Annotated in this window: 14 protein-coding genes; 11 read left to right on the top strand and 3 right to left on the bottom strand. The window is 46.2% G+C overall.

Annotated elements, in window-relative coordinates; genetic code table 11:
* Nucleotides 1–784: 784 nt before the first annotated feature.
* From Xsto_RS08815 to Xsto_RS08790, 6 genes are all read left to right on the top strand, one after another.
* On the top strand, nucleotides 785–1573 hold the full coding sequence (locus Xsto_RS08815) for an SDR family oxidoreductase (protein ID WP_099111428.1): 789 nt from the start codon (nucleotides 785–787) through the stop codon (nucleotides 1571–1573).
* A 62-nt stretch (nucleotides 1574–1635) separates the two neighbouring features.
* A complete protein-coding gene (locus Xsto_RS08810) occupies nucleotides 1636–2886 on the top strand; it encodes a styrene monooxygenase/indole monooxygenase family protein (RefSeq protein WP_099111427.1) in 1251 nt (416 codons plus the stop codon).
* 60 nt (nucleotides 2887–2946) lie between these two features.
* A complete protein-coding gene (locus Xsto_RS08805) occupies nucleotides 2947–3525 on the top strand; it encodes a flavin reductase family protein (RefSeq protein WP_244590364.1) in 579 nt (192 codons plus the stop codon).
* Entirely contained in the window at nucleotides 3522–4322 is an 801-nt protein-coding gene (locus Xsto_RS08800; RefSeq protein ID WP_099124803.1) for a cyclase family protein, read from the top strand. The genes Xsto_RS08805 and Xsto_RS08800 overlap by 4 nt, the downstream gene beginning before the upstream one ends.
* Nucleotides 4319–5920 (top strand): phytoene desaturase family protein, encoded by a 1602-nt coding sequence (locus tag Xsto_RS08795; RefSeq protein WP_099124802.1) that lies wholly within the window; start codon nucleotides 4319–4321, stop codon nucleotides 5918–5920. Before Xsto_RS08800 ends, Xsto_RS08795 begins: the two co-directional genes overlap by 4 nt.
* Before the next feature lie 56 nt (nucleotides 5921–5976).
* Entirely contained in the window at nucleotides 5977–6942 is a 966-nt protein-coding gene (locus Xsto_RS08790; RefSeq protein WP_244590363.1) for a SphA family protein, read from the top strand.
* Between the two features lie 118 nt (nucleotides 6943–7060).
* On the opposite strand, the gene Xsto_RS08785 is transcribed toward Xsto_RS08790, so the two are convergent.
* Genes Xsto_RS08785 through Xsto_RS21390 form a run of 3 tightly spaced genes read right to left on the bottom strand, consistent with a single transcriptional unit; the run spans nucleotide 7061 to nucleotide 11307 of the window.
* On the bottom strand, nucleotides 7061–8848 hold the full coding sequence (locus Xsto_RS08785; protein ID WP_099111424.1) for a hypothetical protein: 1788 nt from the start codon (nucleotides 8846–8848) through the stop codon (nucleotides 7061–7063).
* 25 nt (nucleotides 8849–8873) lie between these two features.
* A complete protein-coding gene (locus Xsto_RS08780; protein ID WP_241538008.1) occupies nucleotides 8874–11057 on the bottom strand; it encodes a trypsin-like serine protease in 2184 nt (727 codons plus the stop codon).
* 13 nt (nucleotides 11058–11070) lie between these two features.
* The gene (locus Xsto_RS21390) at nucleotides 11071–11307 is read right to left on the bottom strand and encodes a hypothetical protein (RefSeq protein WP_169926613.1); all 237 of its coding nucleotides are present in this window, start codon (nucleotides 11305–11307) and stop codon (nucleotides 11071–11073) included.
* Nucleotides 11308–11842: 535 nt separating this feature from the next.
* On the opposite strand from Xsto_RS21390, the gene Xsto_RS08775 reads away from it, so the two are divergent.
* From Xsto_RS08775 to Xsto_RS08755, 5 genes are all read left to right on the top strand, one after another.
* Nucleotides 11843–13267 (top strand): gamma-aminobutyraldehyde dehydrogenase, encoded by a 1425-nt coding sequence (locus tag Xsto_RS08775; protein WP_211284302.1) that lies wholly within the window; start codon nucleotides 11843–11845, stop codon nucleotides 13265–13267.
* Nucleotides 13268–13283: 16 nt separating this feature from the next.
* Nucleotides 13284–14069: a nuclear transport factor 2 family protein gene (locus Xsto_RS08770; protein ID WP_244590362.1), complete on the top strand. Its 786-nt coding sequence runs from the start codon at nucleotides 13284–13286 to the stop codon at nucleotides 14067–14069.
* A 527-nt stretch (nucleotides 14070–14596) separates the two neighbouring features.
* Entirely contained in the window at nucleotides 14597–14995 is a 399-nt protein-coding gene (locus Xsto_RS08765) for a DUF805 domain-containing protein (protein WP_099124799.1), read from the top strand.
* Between the two features lie 25 nt (nucleotides 14996–15020).
* The gene (locus Xsto_RS08760; protein ID WP_099124798.1) at nucleotides 15021–16562 is read left to right on the top strand and encodes an NAD(P)/FAD-dependent oxidoreductase; all 1542 of its coding nucleotides are present in this window, start codon (nucleotides 15021–15023) and stop codon (nucleotides 16560–16562) included.
* Nucleotides 16563–17106: 544 nt separating this feature from the next.
* Complete coding sequence (locus tag Xsto_RS08755; RefSeq protein ID WP_099124797.1) at nucleotides 17107–17469, top strand: VOC family protein; 363 nt, start codon at nucleotides 17107–17109, stop codon at nucleotides 17467–17469.
* The last annotated feature ends 44 nt before the right edge of the window (nucleotides 17470–17513 follow it).

Below are 17513 nucleotides of genomic sequence, written 5' to 3'. Positions count from 1 at the left end.
TCAACACTCATCCTCGTGAAATAGAGTTATTATTTAATAATTGGGTTTTTGTTTATCCAAAATACCAGAGTATATTTTTTATGTGAATATGATTGTTTTATATTACTTATGGATGTTGTTATTTATAGTGTAATGCTGGTTGTTGTTTTAATTAGTGTCTATGTTGTTTTTTATTATTCTTGTCTTTTTATTGATTATAGGGGGAGTTTAATTATTGATATTTTTTATTGTTAGTGATGTGTTGGGTGAAATATGTTTTAGCCAAATATTATAATTGACCAGAACGAGACGGACGCGTTTTTCTCCGGTAAATCAGAAACAGATTAATCGCAATTCGCAACCATGATGTCGGACTTGAGATCCGGAACTTCAGGATGATTAGTTCCGTGGGTTACTATCTCAGTGTGATCTGTGATGGAATAAGTTAAACAAAGAATATCTTATTTCTAAATCTTTAAATCTATTTAATACATTTTTGAATACCTGCACTGGATGGATATTTCCTGCAAATATCGGCTATTTGTTCTTATCTTTTTCACGTAATGATACCCACCATGATTTATTAATTATAAAAACACTAAATATACAAGAGATTGGATATTCGGTGTTTATATCTCTGATCGGCTATTCAGTCACGAGCTATTCGAACAAAATCTATTTGAACAAAAGCTATTCAGTCAAAAATGTGCCTTTTTCAATGCCCCGAACTTCTTGCTCCGACCGAATAATTTGTCCTGATAGTTTGTCCTGAATAGTGGCAGATATATGTACAAGGGGATCACTCATGAAAGGATTAAGTAATAAGGTCGCTATTGTTACTGGTGGTGCAACCAAAATAGGTGCGGCCGTTGCCAGAGTATTGAGTGAATATGGTGTTAAGGTTGCTATTTTTGATATTGATCGTGAAGGCGGAAAAAAAGCCTGCGATGTCCGACCTGATGATATTCATTTCTGGCCTGTTGATATTGCTGATGACAAACAGCTCTCTCAGGGGATACACGAGGTGGCTGCTTATTATGGCCGCCTTAACTGTCTCGTTAATCTTGCTGCAACTTATCTGGATGATGGTGCCGACTCCGGCCGCGAAATGTGGCTGACGGCACTGAATATTAATGTGGTCAGCGCCGTCAAGGCTGCCCAGTTTGCCCATCCTTATTTTATGGCAGCCGGAGGTGGAGCAATTGTTAACTTCACCAGCGTTTCATCCTCTGTTGCCCAGACAGGTCGTTGGCTATATCCCGCCTCAAAAGCCGCTTTATTACAAGTTACCCGCAGCATGGCAATGGACTATGCCGCTGATCGCATTCGTGTGAACTCCGTTTCACCGGGTTGGACCTGGTCACGGGTCATGGATGAACTGACTCAGGGCAGTCGCCGGAAAACAGATGAAGTTGCCGCAGATTATCACTTACTTGGCCGTGCGGGCGATCCTGAAGAAATTGCTCAGGTCGTGTCCTTTCTTCTTTCTGATTTGTCGAGCTTTGTGACCGGAGCCGATTACTCCGTTGATGGTGGTTATTCAGTGATGGGACCTGAGCAGGCAAAACCTGCCATTTGCCGTCTGGCGGAATAGTCGCAAATCGTTCTTGTCACAAAACATCGTTGAAATGAAATACAAGGTAGGAGAAAAATACCATGCGTCGTATCGCTATTGTGGGAGGTGGTCAGGCCGGACTGCCTCTGGCCCTTGGTCTACTTGACAAGGGCTATCAGGTAACTGTAGTTACCAATCGCACCCCTGATGATGTCCGGAATGGTCGGGTGATGTCGAGCCAGTGTATGTTCGATTCTTCTTTACAGTTTGAGCGGAAGCTGGGGTTGAATAAATGGGAAGCACTATGTCCGCCAGTTGAAGGAATCGGTTTCGCTGTTCCGCATCCGGAAATACCAAATACCAAAGTCATTGACTGGAGCGCCCGGCTCGATAAGTACGCACAGGCGGTTGATCAGCGCATTAAAATGCCTTTCTGGATGGAGTTGTTTGCTTCCCGTGGCGGTAATTTGGTGATTCTTGATGTAGGTGTTAATGAGTTGGAGCAGCTGGCATCTACTCATGAATTGGTTATTCTGGCGGGCGGAAAAGGGGAAGTTGTGAGATTGCTGGAGCGTGATGCAACCCGTTCCCCCTATGATAAGCCGCAGCGTGGACTGGCACTGACTTATGTGAATGGTATGCTGCCAGTGCCTGAATATTCACGGGTTTCTTTCAACCTGATCCCCGGAGTAGGTGAGTATTTTGTTTTTCCTGCTCTGACTCTGAGCGGTCCCTGTGACATTATGGTCTTTGAAGGAATACCGGGAGGAGCAATGGATGGCTGGCAGGAAGCCAGAACACCGCAGGAGCATCTGGCTTATAGCCTCCGCATCCTTAAAACCTTTCTGCCGTGGGAAGCCGCACGTTGCGAAAAAGTAGAACTGACCGATGAGAACGGCATTCTGGCCGGACGTTTCGCACCGGTAGTGCGCAAACCGGTACTGACATTACCGTCTGGGCGTCAGGTCTTTGGACTGGGTGATGCGGTAGTGACAAATGATCCGCTTACCGGACAAGGCTCCAACAATGCGACCAAAGCCTGTCAGGTCTATTACGAATCGATTCTTGCCCGTGGTGACAAACCTTTTACGGCAGAATGGATGAACGATACCTTTGAGCGATTCTGGGATTACAGCCAGTATGTAGCGGAATGGACAAACAGTCTGCTTATCCCACCAAAACCTCATATCCTGCATCTATTAGGCGCAGCTCAGCAGTTGCCGGCACTTGCCAGCACAATGGCCAATGCTTTCAATCACCCTCCTATACTGTTTCCGTGGTGGCGGGACAGTGACGCCTGTGAAGCCTACATTAACTCACAGACACAACATGCACAGGCGGCTAATTCTTAATTAAGCAAGTGATTTAACAAGCTACCTGAAAAGCAGGGTTTTAGTGTGGAGAATTTCAGTGTGGAAAAAGTCAACATGACCATGAATATCCAGAACAGCGCAGCAATGTTACCCGGTACTGAATGGGGAATAACCGAATTTGAGGCAAGGGCATTGCGTACCATTCTTGGGAGCTACCCAACCGGTGTTGCCATTGTTGCGACACGAACGGCAGACGGGCGTAATGTAGGTCTGACCATCAATTCATTTGCATCACTTTCACTGGAGCCACCGCTGATACTCTGGAGCCTGGTCAACCACTCTCCCAATCTGACTGTATTCCAGAACTGTGAATATTTTACGATTAGCATTCTTAGCTGTGACCATCAGGAACTGGCTCTGCGGTTTGCTAATCCGAGGGTTGAAAACAAGTTTCAGGATATTCCTGTACAAGAGACGCCGGAAGGGATCCCAGCAATTTGTGGCGCAATAGCAACACTGGTTTGCTCGAACCACCAGCAAACCCATGTCGGTGATCATTTGTTGATGATTGGTCAGGTGAAACGTATTGCCAGCCTCGAAGGTAAGCCGTTGGTTTTTCACTGCGGTATGTTTACGGAGTTGCATGATGTGGGAAACAATCTGGGAGAGGATGCATGAAAAGCCTGCTAAATATGTTCACCACAGCGTTGGATCAGGGGGGAGTGAAGGTGATTGATCTTACACAGACTTTATCGCCTGATTTCCCGGCTTTACAGTTACCTGAACAATATGGGCAAGTCTGGTCATTCAAAATGGAGCGTATTTCTTGTTACGACGAAAACGGGCCGGGCTGGTATTGGAATAATTTCAGTTGTGGAGAGCATACAGGCACCCACTTTGATGCTCCAGCGCATTGGGTCAGCGGCAAAGATTACTCAGATAATACCGTTGATAGCATTCCGCTGCATAATTTTGTGGCACCCGCAGTCGTTGTGGATGCCAGCCAACAAGTGGCAAAAAATCCCGATTGGTTGCTGACCATTGACTTCCTGCTTGAATGGGAAAATCGACACAGGCAAATCCCTGCTGGAGCATGGCTGCTGTTCCGTACTGACTGGTCAAAACGGGCGGATGATCCCGCTAGCTTCCTCAATATGCGTGATGACGGAGCCCATACACCGGGGCCTGATCAGGAAACAGTAGAGTGGCTTATCCATAAACGTAATATCCGGGGCTTTGGGGTGGAAACTATCAATACTGATGCCGGGCAGTCTTATTCATGGCCCGTGGCTTATCCTTGTCACACCCTGATGCACGGAGCAAATAAATACGGTTTGCAATGTCTGAAAAACCTAGATTTATTACCACCAGTCGGAACCGTTATTATTGCTGCTCCCCTTAAAATTGAAGGGGGTTCGGGAAGCCCTCTGCGAGTTCTGGCACTGGTTGAACAGCCTGATGGAACACCCCTATGAACAGTTCTAAACCACAAGTCATTATTATCGGCAGTGGAATAAATTCACTGGTATGTGCTGCGCTACTGTCCATCTGGGGAAAATCTGTTCTGGTACTGGAACGGAATGCGGTGCTGGGGGGATGTATCCGCACAGAAGAACTTTTCCCCGGTTATATCCATGATGTGCTCTCCTGCTGGTATCCGCTATTTTTGAGTAGCCCGGCTTATCAGGTACTGAAGCCGGAATTAGAAAAAGCGGGTGTAGAGTTCATACAAAGTGATTATTCCACTGGGCTGGTTCAGCCGAATGGTCGGGGAATTGCGTTAAAGCGGGGCGTTTTACCTGCTGCATTGCAGCTTGATGAAATTGCAGGAAAAGACGGAGAAGCATTTCGCTACATGGTGCAGCAAATTCTTCATGATGATGCTGAATTGGTATTCAGCTTGCTGGGACAAAACCCTTATGGTTTCAGCGTACTCCGGTTACTGTTTAGTGAATGGCGAAAACGCGGTATCGATGGGCTGGTGGAATTTTCCGGTCATTCACTGGAAACGTTCCGGCGCTGGTCTGAACGTGAATTGCAGTCCGATTTCATCCGCTCCCTGATTGCGCCATGGGCCTTGCATACCGGTCTGGGGCCGGATGATGCCAGTTCAGCCCTGATTGGAAAACTCACTTTTGCTGCGGTGGTATCGGGAGGAATGCCGGTAGTTAAAGGGGGAAGTATCAGCATTGTTGAAGCGTTGAAAAGGATTATAGAACAGCATGGGGGGCAGCTTCTCACGCATACCAATGTTGATCATATTATCACTCATCAGCGGGGGCGAAAGTGCCGTGCTTCTGGTGTCATCGCCGGGGAAAGGGTTTATCACGCTACTGATGCCGTGGTCTGCAATGTCACTCCGCAACAGCTTTATGGTCACTTACTGGATAATGTTCCTGAGACAGTTCAACAACATGCGCAGGGATATCGCTATGGGCGTGGTGGAATGCAGGTTCACTTTGCCCTGAATTCTCCTCCGTCATGGAGTGAGCCAAAATTATGCCATGTGCCGCTTATTCACTTAACAGAAAGTATGCAAGAAATTTGTCTGTCGGTAACACAGGCTAATAATGGTTATTTGCCGGAACACCCGACATTAGCTATAGGTCAGCCGGTTGCGCTTGATCCGGGGCGAGCTCCTGAAGGTGGATGGATTTTATGGATTCAGATGCAGGAGTTGCCCACTCATCTGAAAGGAGATGCACTGGGAGAAATCCCCATTCCCGAAGATGGCAAATGGAATGATGCTGTTCGTGAAGCGTTCGCAGATCGCGTACAGGCTCGTCTGGAGAGAGTAATCCCGGGGTTTTCATCCACTATTGTTGGCCGTAGGGCATATTCTCCGACAGATTTACAGACACTGAACTGTAATTTGGTGGGGGGAGATCCCTATTCAGGAGTTTGTACCCCTGACCAATTTTTCTGGCTGCGTCCCTTTGCGTCTTCAAAAAGGACGAAAGCACATCAGACTTTTATTCGTAATGTCTTTCATATTGGAGCATCAGCACATCCTGGACCCGGATTAGCAGGAACCTCCGGCTATCTGGTTGCTTGCAGGCTTGCGCGGCACTGATCACATTCATTCCTCATATACGATATCTGTTCACTTCCCATACCGGAGGATCCGTCATGATAAAAATATACACGGCAATAAAAGCAAAACTGATAAACATTGGAATAATAAAGTATCGGAGAGCGACTCAGCTTACCGTTTTATCACTACTTAGTATTTCCGTTATGAGTGCTTCAGTTGTAAGCCATTCTGTTATGGCGACAGAAGGTGGCGGTGTTGGTATCTATCCGGATGGGTTAGATAATTACCTGTCAGGCGTTTTGCCGCCACCGGGAGTCCATGTACTGCTTTATGGTGGCAATATTCACTATAACCAACTCAGGGGAAATAACGGTTCTCGGCTTCCTGTGCCTGGATTTAAAGTTAATGTGAATGTTCTTGCTCCCCGGTTAGTTCTGGTCACAGATCAACAAATTATGGGAGGGCAACTGGCCTATCATACTATTGTACCTTTACTGAGTGTGACAGCAGAAGCAGGGGGTAAACGCAGCGACAGTAAAGGGATTGGGGATATCACTTTTGGCCCGGCTCTTGGGTATCATCCGGCTCCGGATTTAGGTTATGTTATCGGTCTTGATATCAGTGCACCAACAGGCAGCTATAATCGCCATGATCCTTCCAGCCCGGGGAAAAATCACTGGGCATTTCAGCCTGTCTGGGCGATAAGCTACTTTCCGGCTTACGGTTACAATACTGACTTAAAAGTGATGTATGACTTTAATCTGAAAAATAAAAAGACCAATACAACATCCGGTCGGGCTTTTCATATAGATTATGCACTGGGCTGGGGATTCGGTAATGGTTTGGTCGCTGGGGTTGGTGGTTATGCATTCCAGCAGGTCACAAATGACAGCGGACCCAATTCAGCACAGGGTAAAGCGAGCGCATTTGGTTTGGGGCCTTCCGTCCGTTACGCTAATGATAAAGGTTTGCTGGTGGCCCTGAAATGGCAAAAAGACCTGATCGTGACTAATCGCCCGGCAGGCTCGCAACTCTTTTTAAAAGTCGCCCTTCCATTTTAAAAATGATCTTTCATGTTTCATCATTATCATCGTGTGCTCCAGTAAAGAAAGTTACCGGCTGACGATGAAGTCAGCCGGTAACTATGCCTATCTCTGTGTTCACTAAAATGGCGCTACATTATAGGTCATTTGTTGAACCAGTAATCGGAGCACTGATGATAGAACCGTATATCTGGACAGCCGTGAAATCTAATCCTCCAGCATTAACGTTGTCCAATGTGCATGACCAAGGCGTAGGGATGTGCAATCCTGAAGAGTTTGTTGTCACATTAACCAGGCACTGAGGCCCTTGTTTAGTGGTAACTTTGACGGTAGCACCCGGAGTTGCTGTTCCAGAGAGGGTTATCTTATCGTTCCGGTCGTTTGAGTCTTTTTGTTTATGCACTAATAGAGGAGCCGCATTTTTGACGCTGAAAGACGTTTTTGCGGGTTCCTGCACTTCCTCTCCGTGGGGGCGATATTGTGTAGCAGTGACGTCCCAGGTAGTTCCTACCTCGGGAATGGGATAGTTGCATCCCCAGGTACTCGTGTCAGAAATGGGGTGCATATCAGGTTGATCGGGAGCTGAGTTTTCTCTGCAGTTGTGAGATTTTAGTATCGTCTTAGAATCTCCGTCCTTCTGTACAAGAAGGTGTACGGTATCGCGAGGGGTTCCCAGTCCATGGATCTGCAAGAACTCACCCCAGTCAGGCACAACTCCATCTACCCCAATCGGATCAATCGAAACCTTAAGCTCTCCGACAGTCAGGTGATAATATCCTGTATTTGTATTGATTTGACTGCCATACCCATTGAAAGTTTGTGTGACGTCCCACTGATAGGTGCCATCAATGAGCGCGGGAAATTTCTTTTTGCAATACCAACCGCCCGATTCATCGGCAGTTGCCGAGCAGCTAAAGGGGGATGCTCCTGCCGGAGTTCCTCCCTCGCGAGGTGTCACGTCGATTTTCGCACCGGGAGTCGCCCGGCCTCTAATCTCATAGGGGCCAAGGGTTTTGAAGATAATTTCGTTATCTCTGGGGGAATGCACCTTTAGCTCCGCAAGGATAGTGTATGGTGTTGAAGAGTGCGAAGAGATACCATCATTCTGAACGGCAACAATCTGAGTTATGCCGTACGGAAGGGAACTCGAAGTGCAAGACCAATTACCATTGTATCCCCCCTGCTTTTGACTGACGGATATGTTCTCGCAGCCGGGGAGTGGATTTCCATGAGGAGATCCTTGATGTAAAGTAATGGTATTTCTGATGTCGCCAATACCGCTGAATTTTGCCTCGTCTTCATACATATAAGTCGCGTTTTCACCTTGCTGGTTGATATGTACGAAGTTGAAGTAGAGCCAAATTTTACCTCCATCGTTATTCGGTGCCTTTTGCCAAACATTCAAACAACTATACTCAGGTTCGGGGAATCCCTCCATTTCGGTGCAATTCGCTCCCGTTACCGGTATACCTAAGGATGAATCAGGGCTTGTTATCTGTGTACGCCATTCTGCGCCAGACCAGTAATACACATGGTCCCAGCGCAGACTAAAGCGACCGGATCCGGTAGGCGCCGGTAAGCCTTCGATCGTTACCTCCCAATCGATATACTTTTCTCTCAATGAACAACCACCAAAAAATGAGTTCGAGTCCTCAAACGTGAAGGTATTTGTCCCGTTGGGCAGAACCGTCTGCTCTCCGCCTGTACTATACATACACGTAGAATTGCTAGGATGGAGAGTGATAGTCTTATCGGAAAAGTTTGTCATAAACATCGTCCAAGTTCCGGCTGCATGTGCAGGCGTAGCATTCAACCCGAAGCCCAGAACTATGGCCATCAACCCGCCTGCCAGAATTCGCAGTAGTGTCGACATGTTGTCTCGTATTGCGGAGTTTTTTACTCCTATTGTCCGATTTTTATTCATTGTTTTACTCCTTCGTTTTCATAGCTCAGTTGACAGATGCGCCGATACTGACGAAGACGGGAAGCGAATAGGTTTCGTGCTCACTTTTGTCGGCGAATGTGGTCTTGATATGAGCGATATACCAGCCTGAATCCTCTTCAGTCGGGTAGGTTTTTTCCTGCCCGAAGACCAGAGTGGCAATGTACTTATGTTCTTTCTCTTTTCCGTATGATTGAAGCGGTAATGAGAATAAGCGGTCGCTAATGTTCGGAGTGTATTTTTGAGTTGCCGGGTCTAATTTTTCCCACATTACCTGTGCATTGGTCGGGGCCGGATAAGCGGTAAATAACACCTCGATTTCCGCATCCCCGGCACTGTTGGTATACCCCACCGCTTCTCCATAGGAGACTGGCGTCTGATCCAGCAATTGTGGTAACACCTGCTCGCTGATGACCACATGTACTGGCTGACTTATGTTTTCACCCAGGTTATTGGTTGCCCGCAGGCGGTACCATCCTGAGTTGTTTTCGGTTGCTGGATCATCCTTTGTTCCGAACACCATCTGCACACTGTTTTGCCCTGACATTCCTACCCACCGGCCACCGGGTATAAACGTCCCGTCCGCGCTATCCGCCCACTCCCATTGCAGGGAACCTTCCTTCTCTTCGGGGTTCACATGGTTGAATAATGCTATCACCGAGCCCGAACCTATAGTCCCAGTGGTGATATAGAGCGTTTCTTCTGGTTTTGGGAACTGGCTGAATAGTATTGGTTTATCGATCTGCACACCGCGTGTGTCTGCATCTGCTGCAAACGGATTGCCGTGTTCATCGGCGCCCACGACAGCAGTGACGTTGGGTAATGTATACAGTGGTAACACGACGACTCGCCACGGGCCTATATCCGTGGCACTGGTCACCTGAAACATGGCTTCGCGCTTGTCCGTATCCGGCAAGTGTGACCACGATGACCACGCACCGCTTGCCGTTTTCCCCTGAAAGAATACGCGATACCCTGCTGCCGGTATGCCCGACGCCGCCAGAGCTTCATCCCAGGATGCGTGAACAGAGTTTTTTCCTGCGTTGTTGGCAGCAATCACTTTCAGGTTAGTGGGCATTGTGTACTTATCTGTAATCGAGCCTACAAGACTGCTCGGCAGGTTAGCCGCTGGAAAGTGATTCTTGCCCACTAATTGGGGTGGGTCTCCAATCAACGGCAACACCGTTGCCCGCCATAATGCACCCTGTTCTACTTTTAGTTCCGCTTTTTCTGCCTGAGGATCAAGGATATCCTTGTATTTCGCACTCGACCATGATGTCCCGTCCTTCACCTCCTGCCAGAACACACGCCAACCGGATAAATCAGGATTTGATATTGAGCTATCGGCTATGCTGGATCTTCCGCTTCCTCCAGACCCTCCTCCATATCGAAAGTGAGCTCTCCTCCAGCTAAGGAAAAAAGTGGCGATTATTATTGCGTATCCTATCGATACTGATTCCAACTGAAGATATTCAATAAGAGCAATGTTATCTTCTAAAGGAGTAAAGTAGATGTGTGTCGGTGTGCTCGATCCTGGCGGCTCTCCCCCAGAGATGAGCCCAATAACTACAGGGCCTCGTTGCGGATCATTAAACATTATAGGTCCACCCGAGTCTCCATACGTAGATGATCCCGTTCCAGGCCCGAAGGCTGCCCACACTTCACGTCCTCCTCTAAGCACATTAGGTTGGACTCTGTCCAGAGTAGCCCGGAACCCGTGAAAGGTATCGGGTGGAATCACAGTATTCGCGCGTCGATCACCTGAGCCGGCCCCAAAGCCAAACCCCATGATTTCAACTGGTGCAATGTTACCATCAGGGGAGATAGGCAGCCGATAGAATAGACCTAACGGTGCATATGACGTTAAGTGAAGGGGGGTACTTAAGCGTAGTGCTATGATATCACCGTCCCTCCCTTCCTCTATAAAATTGTCATACTCGATACTGATACCGTAGTCAGGATTAGCTGGTCTTCCAAGATAATTTCGACGCCAATATATTCTAATGGACAGATCTTCATTAGGATCGTCGTTATCTGGGTATACATGTAAAGCTGTCAAAACTATATGGGGACTGATGGCTATACCGGTTGCCACTCCACGGACTCTTTGATGGGATTCCTCTTCTGTATATCTGATGATTATTCGAACTATCCAGGGATATAATTGAGGGTTTATAGGAGCATGGCTCATAATAACTTCATGATTATTCATGATAATAAGCCTCCTGTATTCTTGGAATAAAAAAGGTAAGAATAAATATTCGGAGCTGGCAAGAGAGTGTTTTATCTGCGACGAGCGGCTGGTAGCCCGTAGAAATACAACCAGGAACATAAGTTCCAGCATGGCAACTCATCTGACGAGTTTGTTCAGGCTGCATGATTAGTCTTGCAGCGTGAATTTTGCCCTTTACACGGGCATTCAGATAGTAAGTAGGGTGCATTTTGATGTTCTCCGATCAAATAGGTTGGTCAGAGTTGGCTTATCAAAGATAAGTCCATCAAAATTTATATTAAATAAGACGTTCATATCGCCCCCTTTTTTGATGAAAATATTTAAAATAAGAATTCTTATTACTTCATCACTAATAGAGAACTGAAATGACAATGAATAATAGCAAATAGGTTATTTACCTATTTCCGTTAGTATAAAGAAGTCCCACGAACAAACGTAGCTCAAAAAACAATCGATAATTAAAGTTATTTAAGTGTCTCACCACGACTTTTAAGCTGTGCCCAATTATTGGTTCAGCTACACCCACCATAGACTCACCAGCCTCAGCATGCCTAAAATCTTCGATCCTTCTCACAGATTTGCATAATTTTCCTGCCGGAAATGCCTGAAAGTTACACGTATGTATCTAATGGTTCACATGTTTTTACATTTTTTATACATATTTGACTGTGGCATAACCATTAAATATATTAATTCATAGGTTATATTTTATACATTAACCCTATCAGGAGATAAGCATGTCGATAGCCACTCTCAGGCATTTTATTAATGGACAGTATATTGAATCTAAAGGCTCTGAATATTTTGATTTGATCAGCCCGGTCACGGGTAAATCTTATGCACGTTCTCCTAATGCGAATGCTGAAGATGTTAATAATGCTTATGCATCTGCTAAAGCGGCATTTAAAGTATGGGGCCGGAGTACCCCTTCTGAGCGCCAGAAGGCGCTTTTAGCATTGGCTGACTCGGTAGAAAAAAACGCTGAACGTCTGGTCGAGGTGCAAAGCCGTAATACCGGGCAGCTCAAACATCTGATTGCTTCTGAGGAAGTGGCAACTTCGGCTGATCATATCCGTTTTTTCGCTGGTGCAGCCCGCTTTTTGGAAGGTAAGGCAACAGCGGAATATCTTTCCGGTATGACCAGTAGTATCCGACGCGAGCCGCTGGGTGTAGTGGGGCAGGTTACTCCATGGAATTACCCATTAATGATGGCAGCATGGAAGATTGCACCTGCTCTGGCCGCTGGCAATACTATTGTACTTAAGCCGAGTGATACTACGCCGGAGAGCACTTTATTGCTGGCTGAACTGGCTGCACCGTTCTTTCCTGCCGGTACGTTCAACGTAGTACTAGGTAATGCCAGCGCAGGCGCTCTGGTTGTTTCACACAAAACCCCGGCTATGGTTTCCATCACTGGCTCTGTGCGGGCTGGTTTGCAGGTCGCTTCTTCGGCAGCAGCCAATCTCACCCGATCACATCTGGAATTAGGCGGTAAAGCTCCGGTCATTGTTTTTGCCGATGCGGATATGGACAAAGTGGTGGAAACCATTGCTATTGCGGGGTACTTCAACGCCGGTCAGGACTGCACAGCCGCTTCGCGTGTGCTGGTGCATGAATCTGTTTACGATACCTTCGTGACGAAATTAGTCGCGGTAGCTAAAGCAACCCGATTTGGCGATCCTGAAGATGAAGAAGCGCTATATGGGCCACTTAACAATATTCGCCAGCTGGAACAGGTTAAGGGATTTATTGCACGTCGGCCTGCTTATGCTCGTATCGAAACAGGCGGGCGTCAGGCTGAACGTCCGGGATATTACTTTGAACCTACGGTAATCACCGGTCTGGAGCAGCACGATGAAATGATTCAGACCGAAATTTTTGGTCCGGTTATCACGGTACAGAAATTCAAAACAGAAGAAGAAGCGATTGAGAAAGCCAACGACGTGAAATACGGGTTAGCCTCCAGTGTCTGGACCCGTGACCATGCTCGAACATTGCGCCTGTCCCGTGAGCTTGATTTTGGCACGGTCTGGATCAACGCCCATATTCCTCTTGCGGCAGAAGCTCCACACGGCGGTTTTAAGCACTCCGGATACGGTAAAGATCTGTCGGCTTATAGTTTCGATGAATATACGCGTATCAAACACGTGATGAGTTCTAACGACTAATGCGGGAGTATCCATAATGAATCAGGCTATCAATCAGGTTATAGCTTCACGCGATGTAGTAGCACGTGCTCACCGCGAACTGTTTACTGACCGTGATGTAGGAGCACTTGAACGTTATTTTTCGCCGAATTTCATCGAACATTCCCCGCTGGTCAGAGATGGGCTTGCCGGCCTGCGTGAACTGGTTCAGACACATCCTGAGCTTCACCATGAAGCCTACCGCGTATTACAGGATGGTGATCTGGTTGCTATTCACGGCCGTTTTACGGGATTAGATACTCAGCCGTTGGTTGGCTTCGATTTGTATCGGGTTGTTGATGGTTTGATCGTGGAACACTGGGACGGTTTAGTGCCACAGGCTGCACCTAATGCCAGCGGTCGGACTCAGTTAGATGGCCCGACTGACGCGGGCGACAACCATGACAGGGAAAAAAATCGTAAGCTGGTGGTGAATTTCTTCAGACGTGCTCTGATTGAAGGAGACTATGGTGAATTTATCACCTACACCAATGGTGAGGCGTTCCGTCAGCATAGCCCGGATATATCTGATGGTGCGGCAGCGGTTATTGCATTTCTTCAGCAACTGAAAGATGAAGGAAAAGGGCTGCATTATACAAAAATCCACCGCACCGTTGCTGACGGTCAGTTTGTTCTGACTCATTCGGAAGGAAGTATCGCCGGAGAACGTCATAGCTACTTTGAATTGTGGCGCGTTGAGAATGGTAAAGTCGCTGAACTTTGGGATGCTATCACTCCGGTACCGGAGGATGAGCAAGCATTACATCGTTACGGCATTTTTTAGCGTTATTCTCAGCCTGACTTGCTGAACGTTGAGAGGAAGGAGCCTCTCAGTAATCCCCGGAAGCATAGAAACCGTATGTTTATAAAAACGGTGACTGGGATGAGCGGGAGCAGACAACAAAGAGGCAACTTGAAAGACGAAGTGTATATATCCTGCTCGAGCGGATTACCCGAACCGAACCCCTGCTACACAAGCGGAGACTCACAATTCAGGCTGGATGAGTGCCTTTAATAGTACTTTTGTAACGCAAAGAAATTGTTTTCAATGAAATTATTGCCATTTAGTGTACAATATTGACCGCGTTGTATAAGGGAAACAGTCTTACCTGTTACCGGATGGCACAGAAGATGATTACCCGAATTACATTATCTGCCTGAATATAAAGAAAATATGGATACTGAAATATCATTCGGGCAGAAATCTAATTTCGTGTAATCGCCCGGCGTGGGAACAACATAGTAAATTGCAAAAACATAAACATACATGGAGGTCAGGTGGAACCAGAAGATTTATAAGAGAGGAGAATAATGCATTGGTATTTAAACGTATTAAAGAATTATGCCTGCTTCAGAGGGAGAGCACAGCGTAAGGAGTTTTGGTATTTCATTTTGTTTCAGATTCTGGCAATTCTTATCATTTCTTATCTGGAAAGATTATTTGCTGTTGCTAATCCCGAAATCTATATGGGCTGGTTCAGCGCCATTTATCTACTACTCACATTTTTGCCAGCGCTGGCAGTAGGTGCACGTCGATTGCACGATATCAACTGTAGTGGCTGGTGGCTACTTTTACATCTTATCCCGTTTGTTGGCACTGTTATTTTATTGATTCTCGCCACTTTGAAAGGATCGGCGGGTAGCAATAAATACGGCTCAGAGAGCTGGATTCACTCACAAGAAAATACCCCGGATCAGGTTAACGGGTGATTTCAGGTCATACAGGAGCGCTAAAATGACAATGAACAGAAGAGATTTTATTTCTAATGCAGCAACGCTTGCAGGTGCGGGCGTGCTTTCTTCCCTATTTCCCTCGACGTCTTTACTTGCCGGAGAATTAACCAAAGTTGGTACTCTGGCCGCCGGTATTGAACAACTCCGGCCAAAGCTATTACAGGATGCACAGGCCAGGCCTAGCCGTCTGGGGCTGGATCCCCGCATCTGGAACTGGCACAGAGACATAGCTGCTATCGACATGCCAGCTAACTACTATGAGGCTTCTCTGGCTGACTGGCCAGCTTTTGGCAGCCTTCCCGGTGATCAAAGCTGTGAGGTTGTTGTTATTGGTGGCGGATTGCTGGGTGCTTCCACGGCGTTACATCTGGCTGAGGCTGGTGTGGATGTCATTCTGGTTGAAAAAGATAATATTGGTTCAGGCGCTTCCGGACGTAACGGGGGGCAGATGACTCCCGGCATTGCCCGCTGGTCAGCTGAAACTATACTGGAAAAATTTTCACCTGAAGAAGCCAGACGTTTATGGCAATTTACATCGGTTGAAGCAATGGATCTCGTGGATGAACTTCGTTCACGTTACGGTTTTGAATGTGACCGTAAATATGGCCATATCACGGCGGCGATCCATCCGGGTCATATGGGGCCATTAGTGGCTAATGCCGATGCACGTCGTCGATTGGGCGATAAAATGGTGAAGGTTATTGGCCCATTCGAACTACAAGAAGAGTATGTGCGTTCGGATATTTATCATGGTGCCAATATCGACAGTATCAGCGGACAGGTTCAGCCCCTCGCGTTATTACGAGGCTTGGCATACGGTTTTGCCGGGCTTGGTGGACGAATATATGACAACACAAAAGTGACCGGTATCAGGCAGGAAGAGCGTGGTGCGGTTATTGAAACCAGTCAGGGAACTATCAGGGCGAGTAAAGCCGTGGTGCTTGGGGTTCATGCCTCTACGGGAGAGTTTATCTCCGGTTCTTCTACTACTGTGCCTTTTTTCACCTATGTGGCGGTCACTTCTCCGTTGCCGATGCCTATCAAAGAATTACTCCCATCAGATCTCCCTGTTTATGATACACAGTTACAGATAGATTATTATCGTTCGGTGCGCAACAACCGCTTGCTGTTTGGCGGGCAGGGCACGGGTAACTCCTGGTCATCCCGTGATGTAAACAACTATTTGCTCGATCGTATCAGAACTGTGTTTCCGCAGCTGGAGAAACCGGAGCTGGAATATTCCTGGGGCGGGATCAGTGACCTGACCCTGAATGGTGCGGCTGATGCCCGTAAAAGCGATGATAACACCCCTGTATATATGGTACATGGCTGGAGTGGTCATGGTGTAGCACAGACGGTACGCATTGGTAAAGCAATCAGTGACGATTTCACTGGCCGCAATCGGGATTTTAACATGCTAACCAGCATTGATCACACCAGCATTCCACTGGGTTCCTATTTCTCCCCGGTGGTTATTCCATTGATTAAGGGTGCTCTGGGAGTAATGAGTACATTTAATCCGGCAGATATGGTGTCATTTTAAATAGTTAAGAATGGGAACTGAAGATTAGAGGCTGTTGATGTTTTACGTTTATAATTTATTTAACTCATACTGATCTTACAACTAAAAATCTGATAATAATAAACGCCAGTAAGTAATATACTGGCGTCATTGAATTTCAATTTATTAATACTATTCATGTTTTTTTAAAATTACTATCGATTATCATACCAATAACATTACCTGTTAAATTGGGAAAATCCATCGGTATGATTCCAATAGCAATCCCCAGTATATTTCCATGTTTATTTAATATATTTATGAATTCAGAATTCAATTTATTAGTTGCATTTTAGGTTAAAATGTATCCCTGTTTATTTTATTATGGCGAATAATGTTAATTTGAAATGAAAATCAAGACAGCTATTAATTAATATAAAAACAATGAAATATAAAAATAATAGTGTTATTTTATTATTGTTTTTATAGGCATAAAATTATTTTTACTCTTAATTGGCGTATTTGCCGTCACGAGGCAATTTTAAATCTATTGGTCTATACCCGCTACCTTTCAGGAGAACTTATCATGACTTTATTAAAGATAGATCATGTTCAGCTCGCGATGCCTAAAGGAGAAGAAGATACAGCCCGTAAATTTTATATCGATATTCTCGGATTAACTGAGATACAAAAGCCGGCAAATCTTGCTAAACGCGGCGGTTGTTGGTTTATCAGCGGTGAAGTTCAGGTTCATTTAGGGGTACAGGAAGATTTTTATCCCGGAGCTAAAGCACACCCGGCTTTTCTGGTTGATAACCTGAATCAGCTACGAAAATTGTGTACTGATGCTGGGTACACATGTCAGGATGATGTACCCATTGAAGGATTTAACCGGTTTCATGTTTATGACCCGTTCGGTAATAGAATTGAGCTGATTAGTCATCTCTAGCTATTAATAACTAAGTAAAGTCAGATTTTTATTATTGATTTAAA

The sequence above is a fragment of the Xenorhabdus stockiae genome, assembly GCF_002632825.1.
Classification (GTDB): Bacteria; Pseudomonadota; Gammaproteobacteria; order Enterobacterales; family Enterobacteriaceae; genus Xenorhabdus; species Xenorhabdus stockiae.
This window is presented reverse-complemented; position numbering and strand designations above follow the sequence as displayed.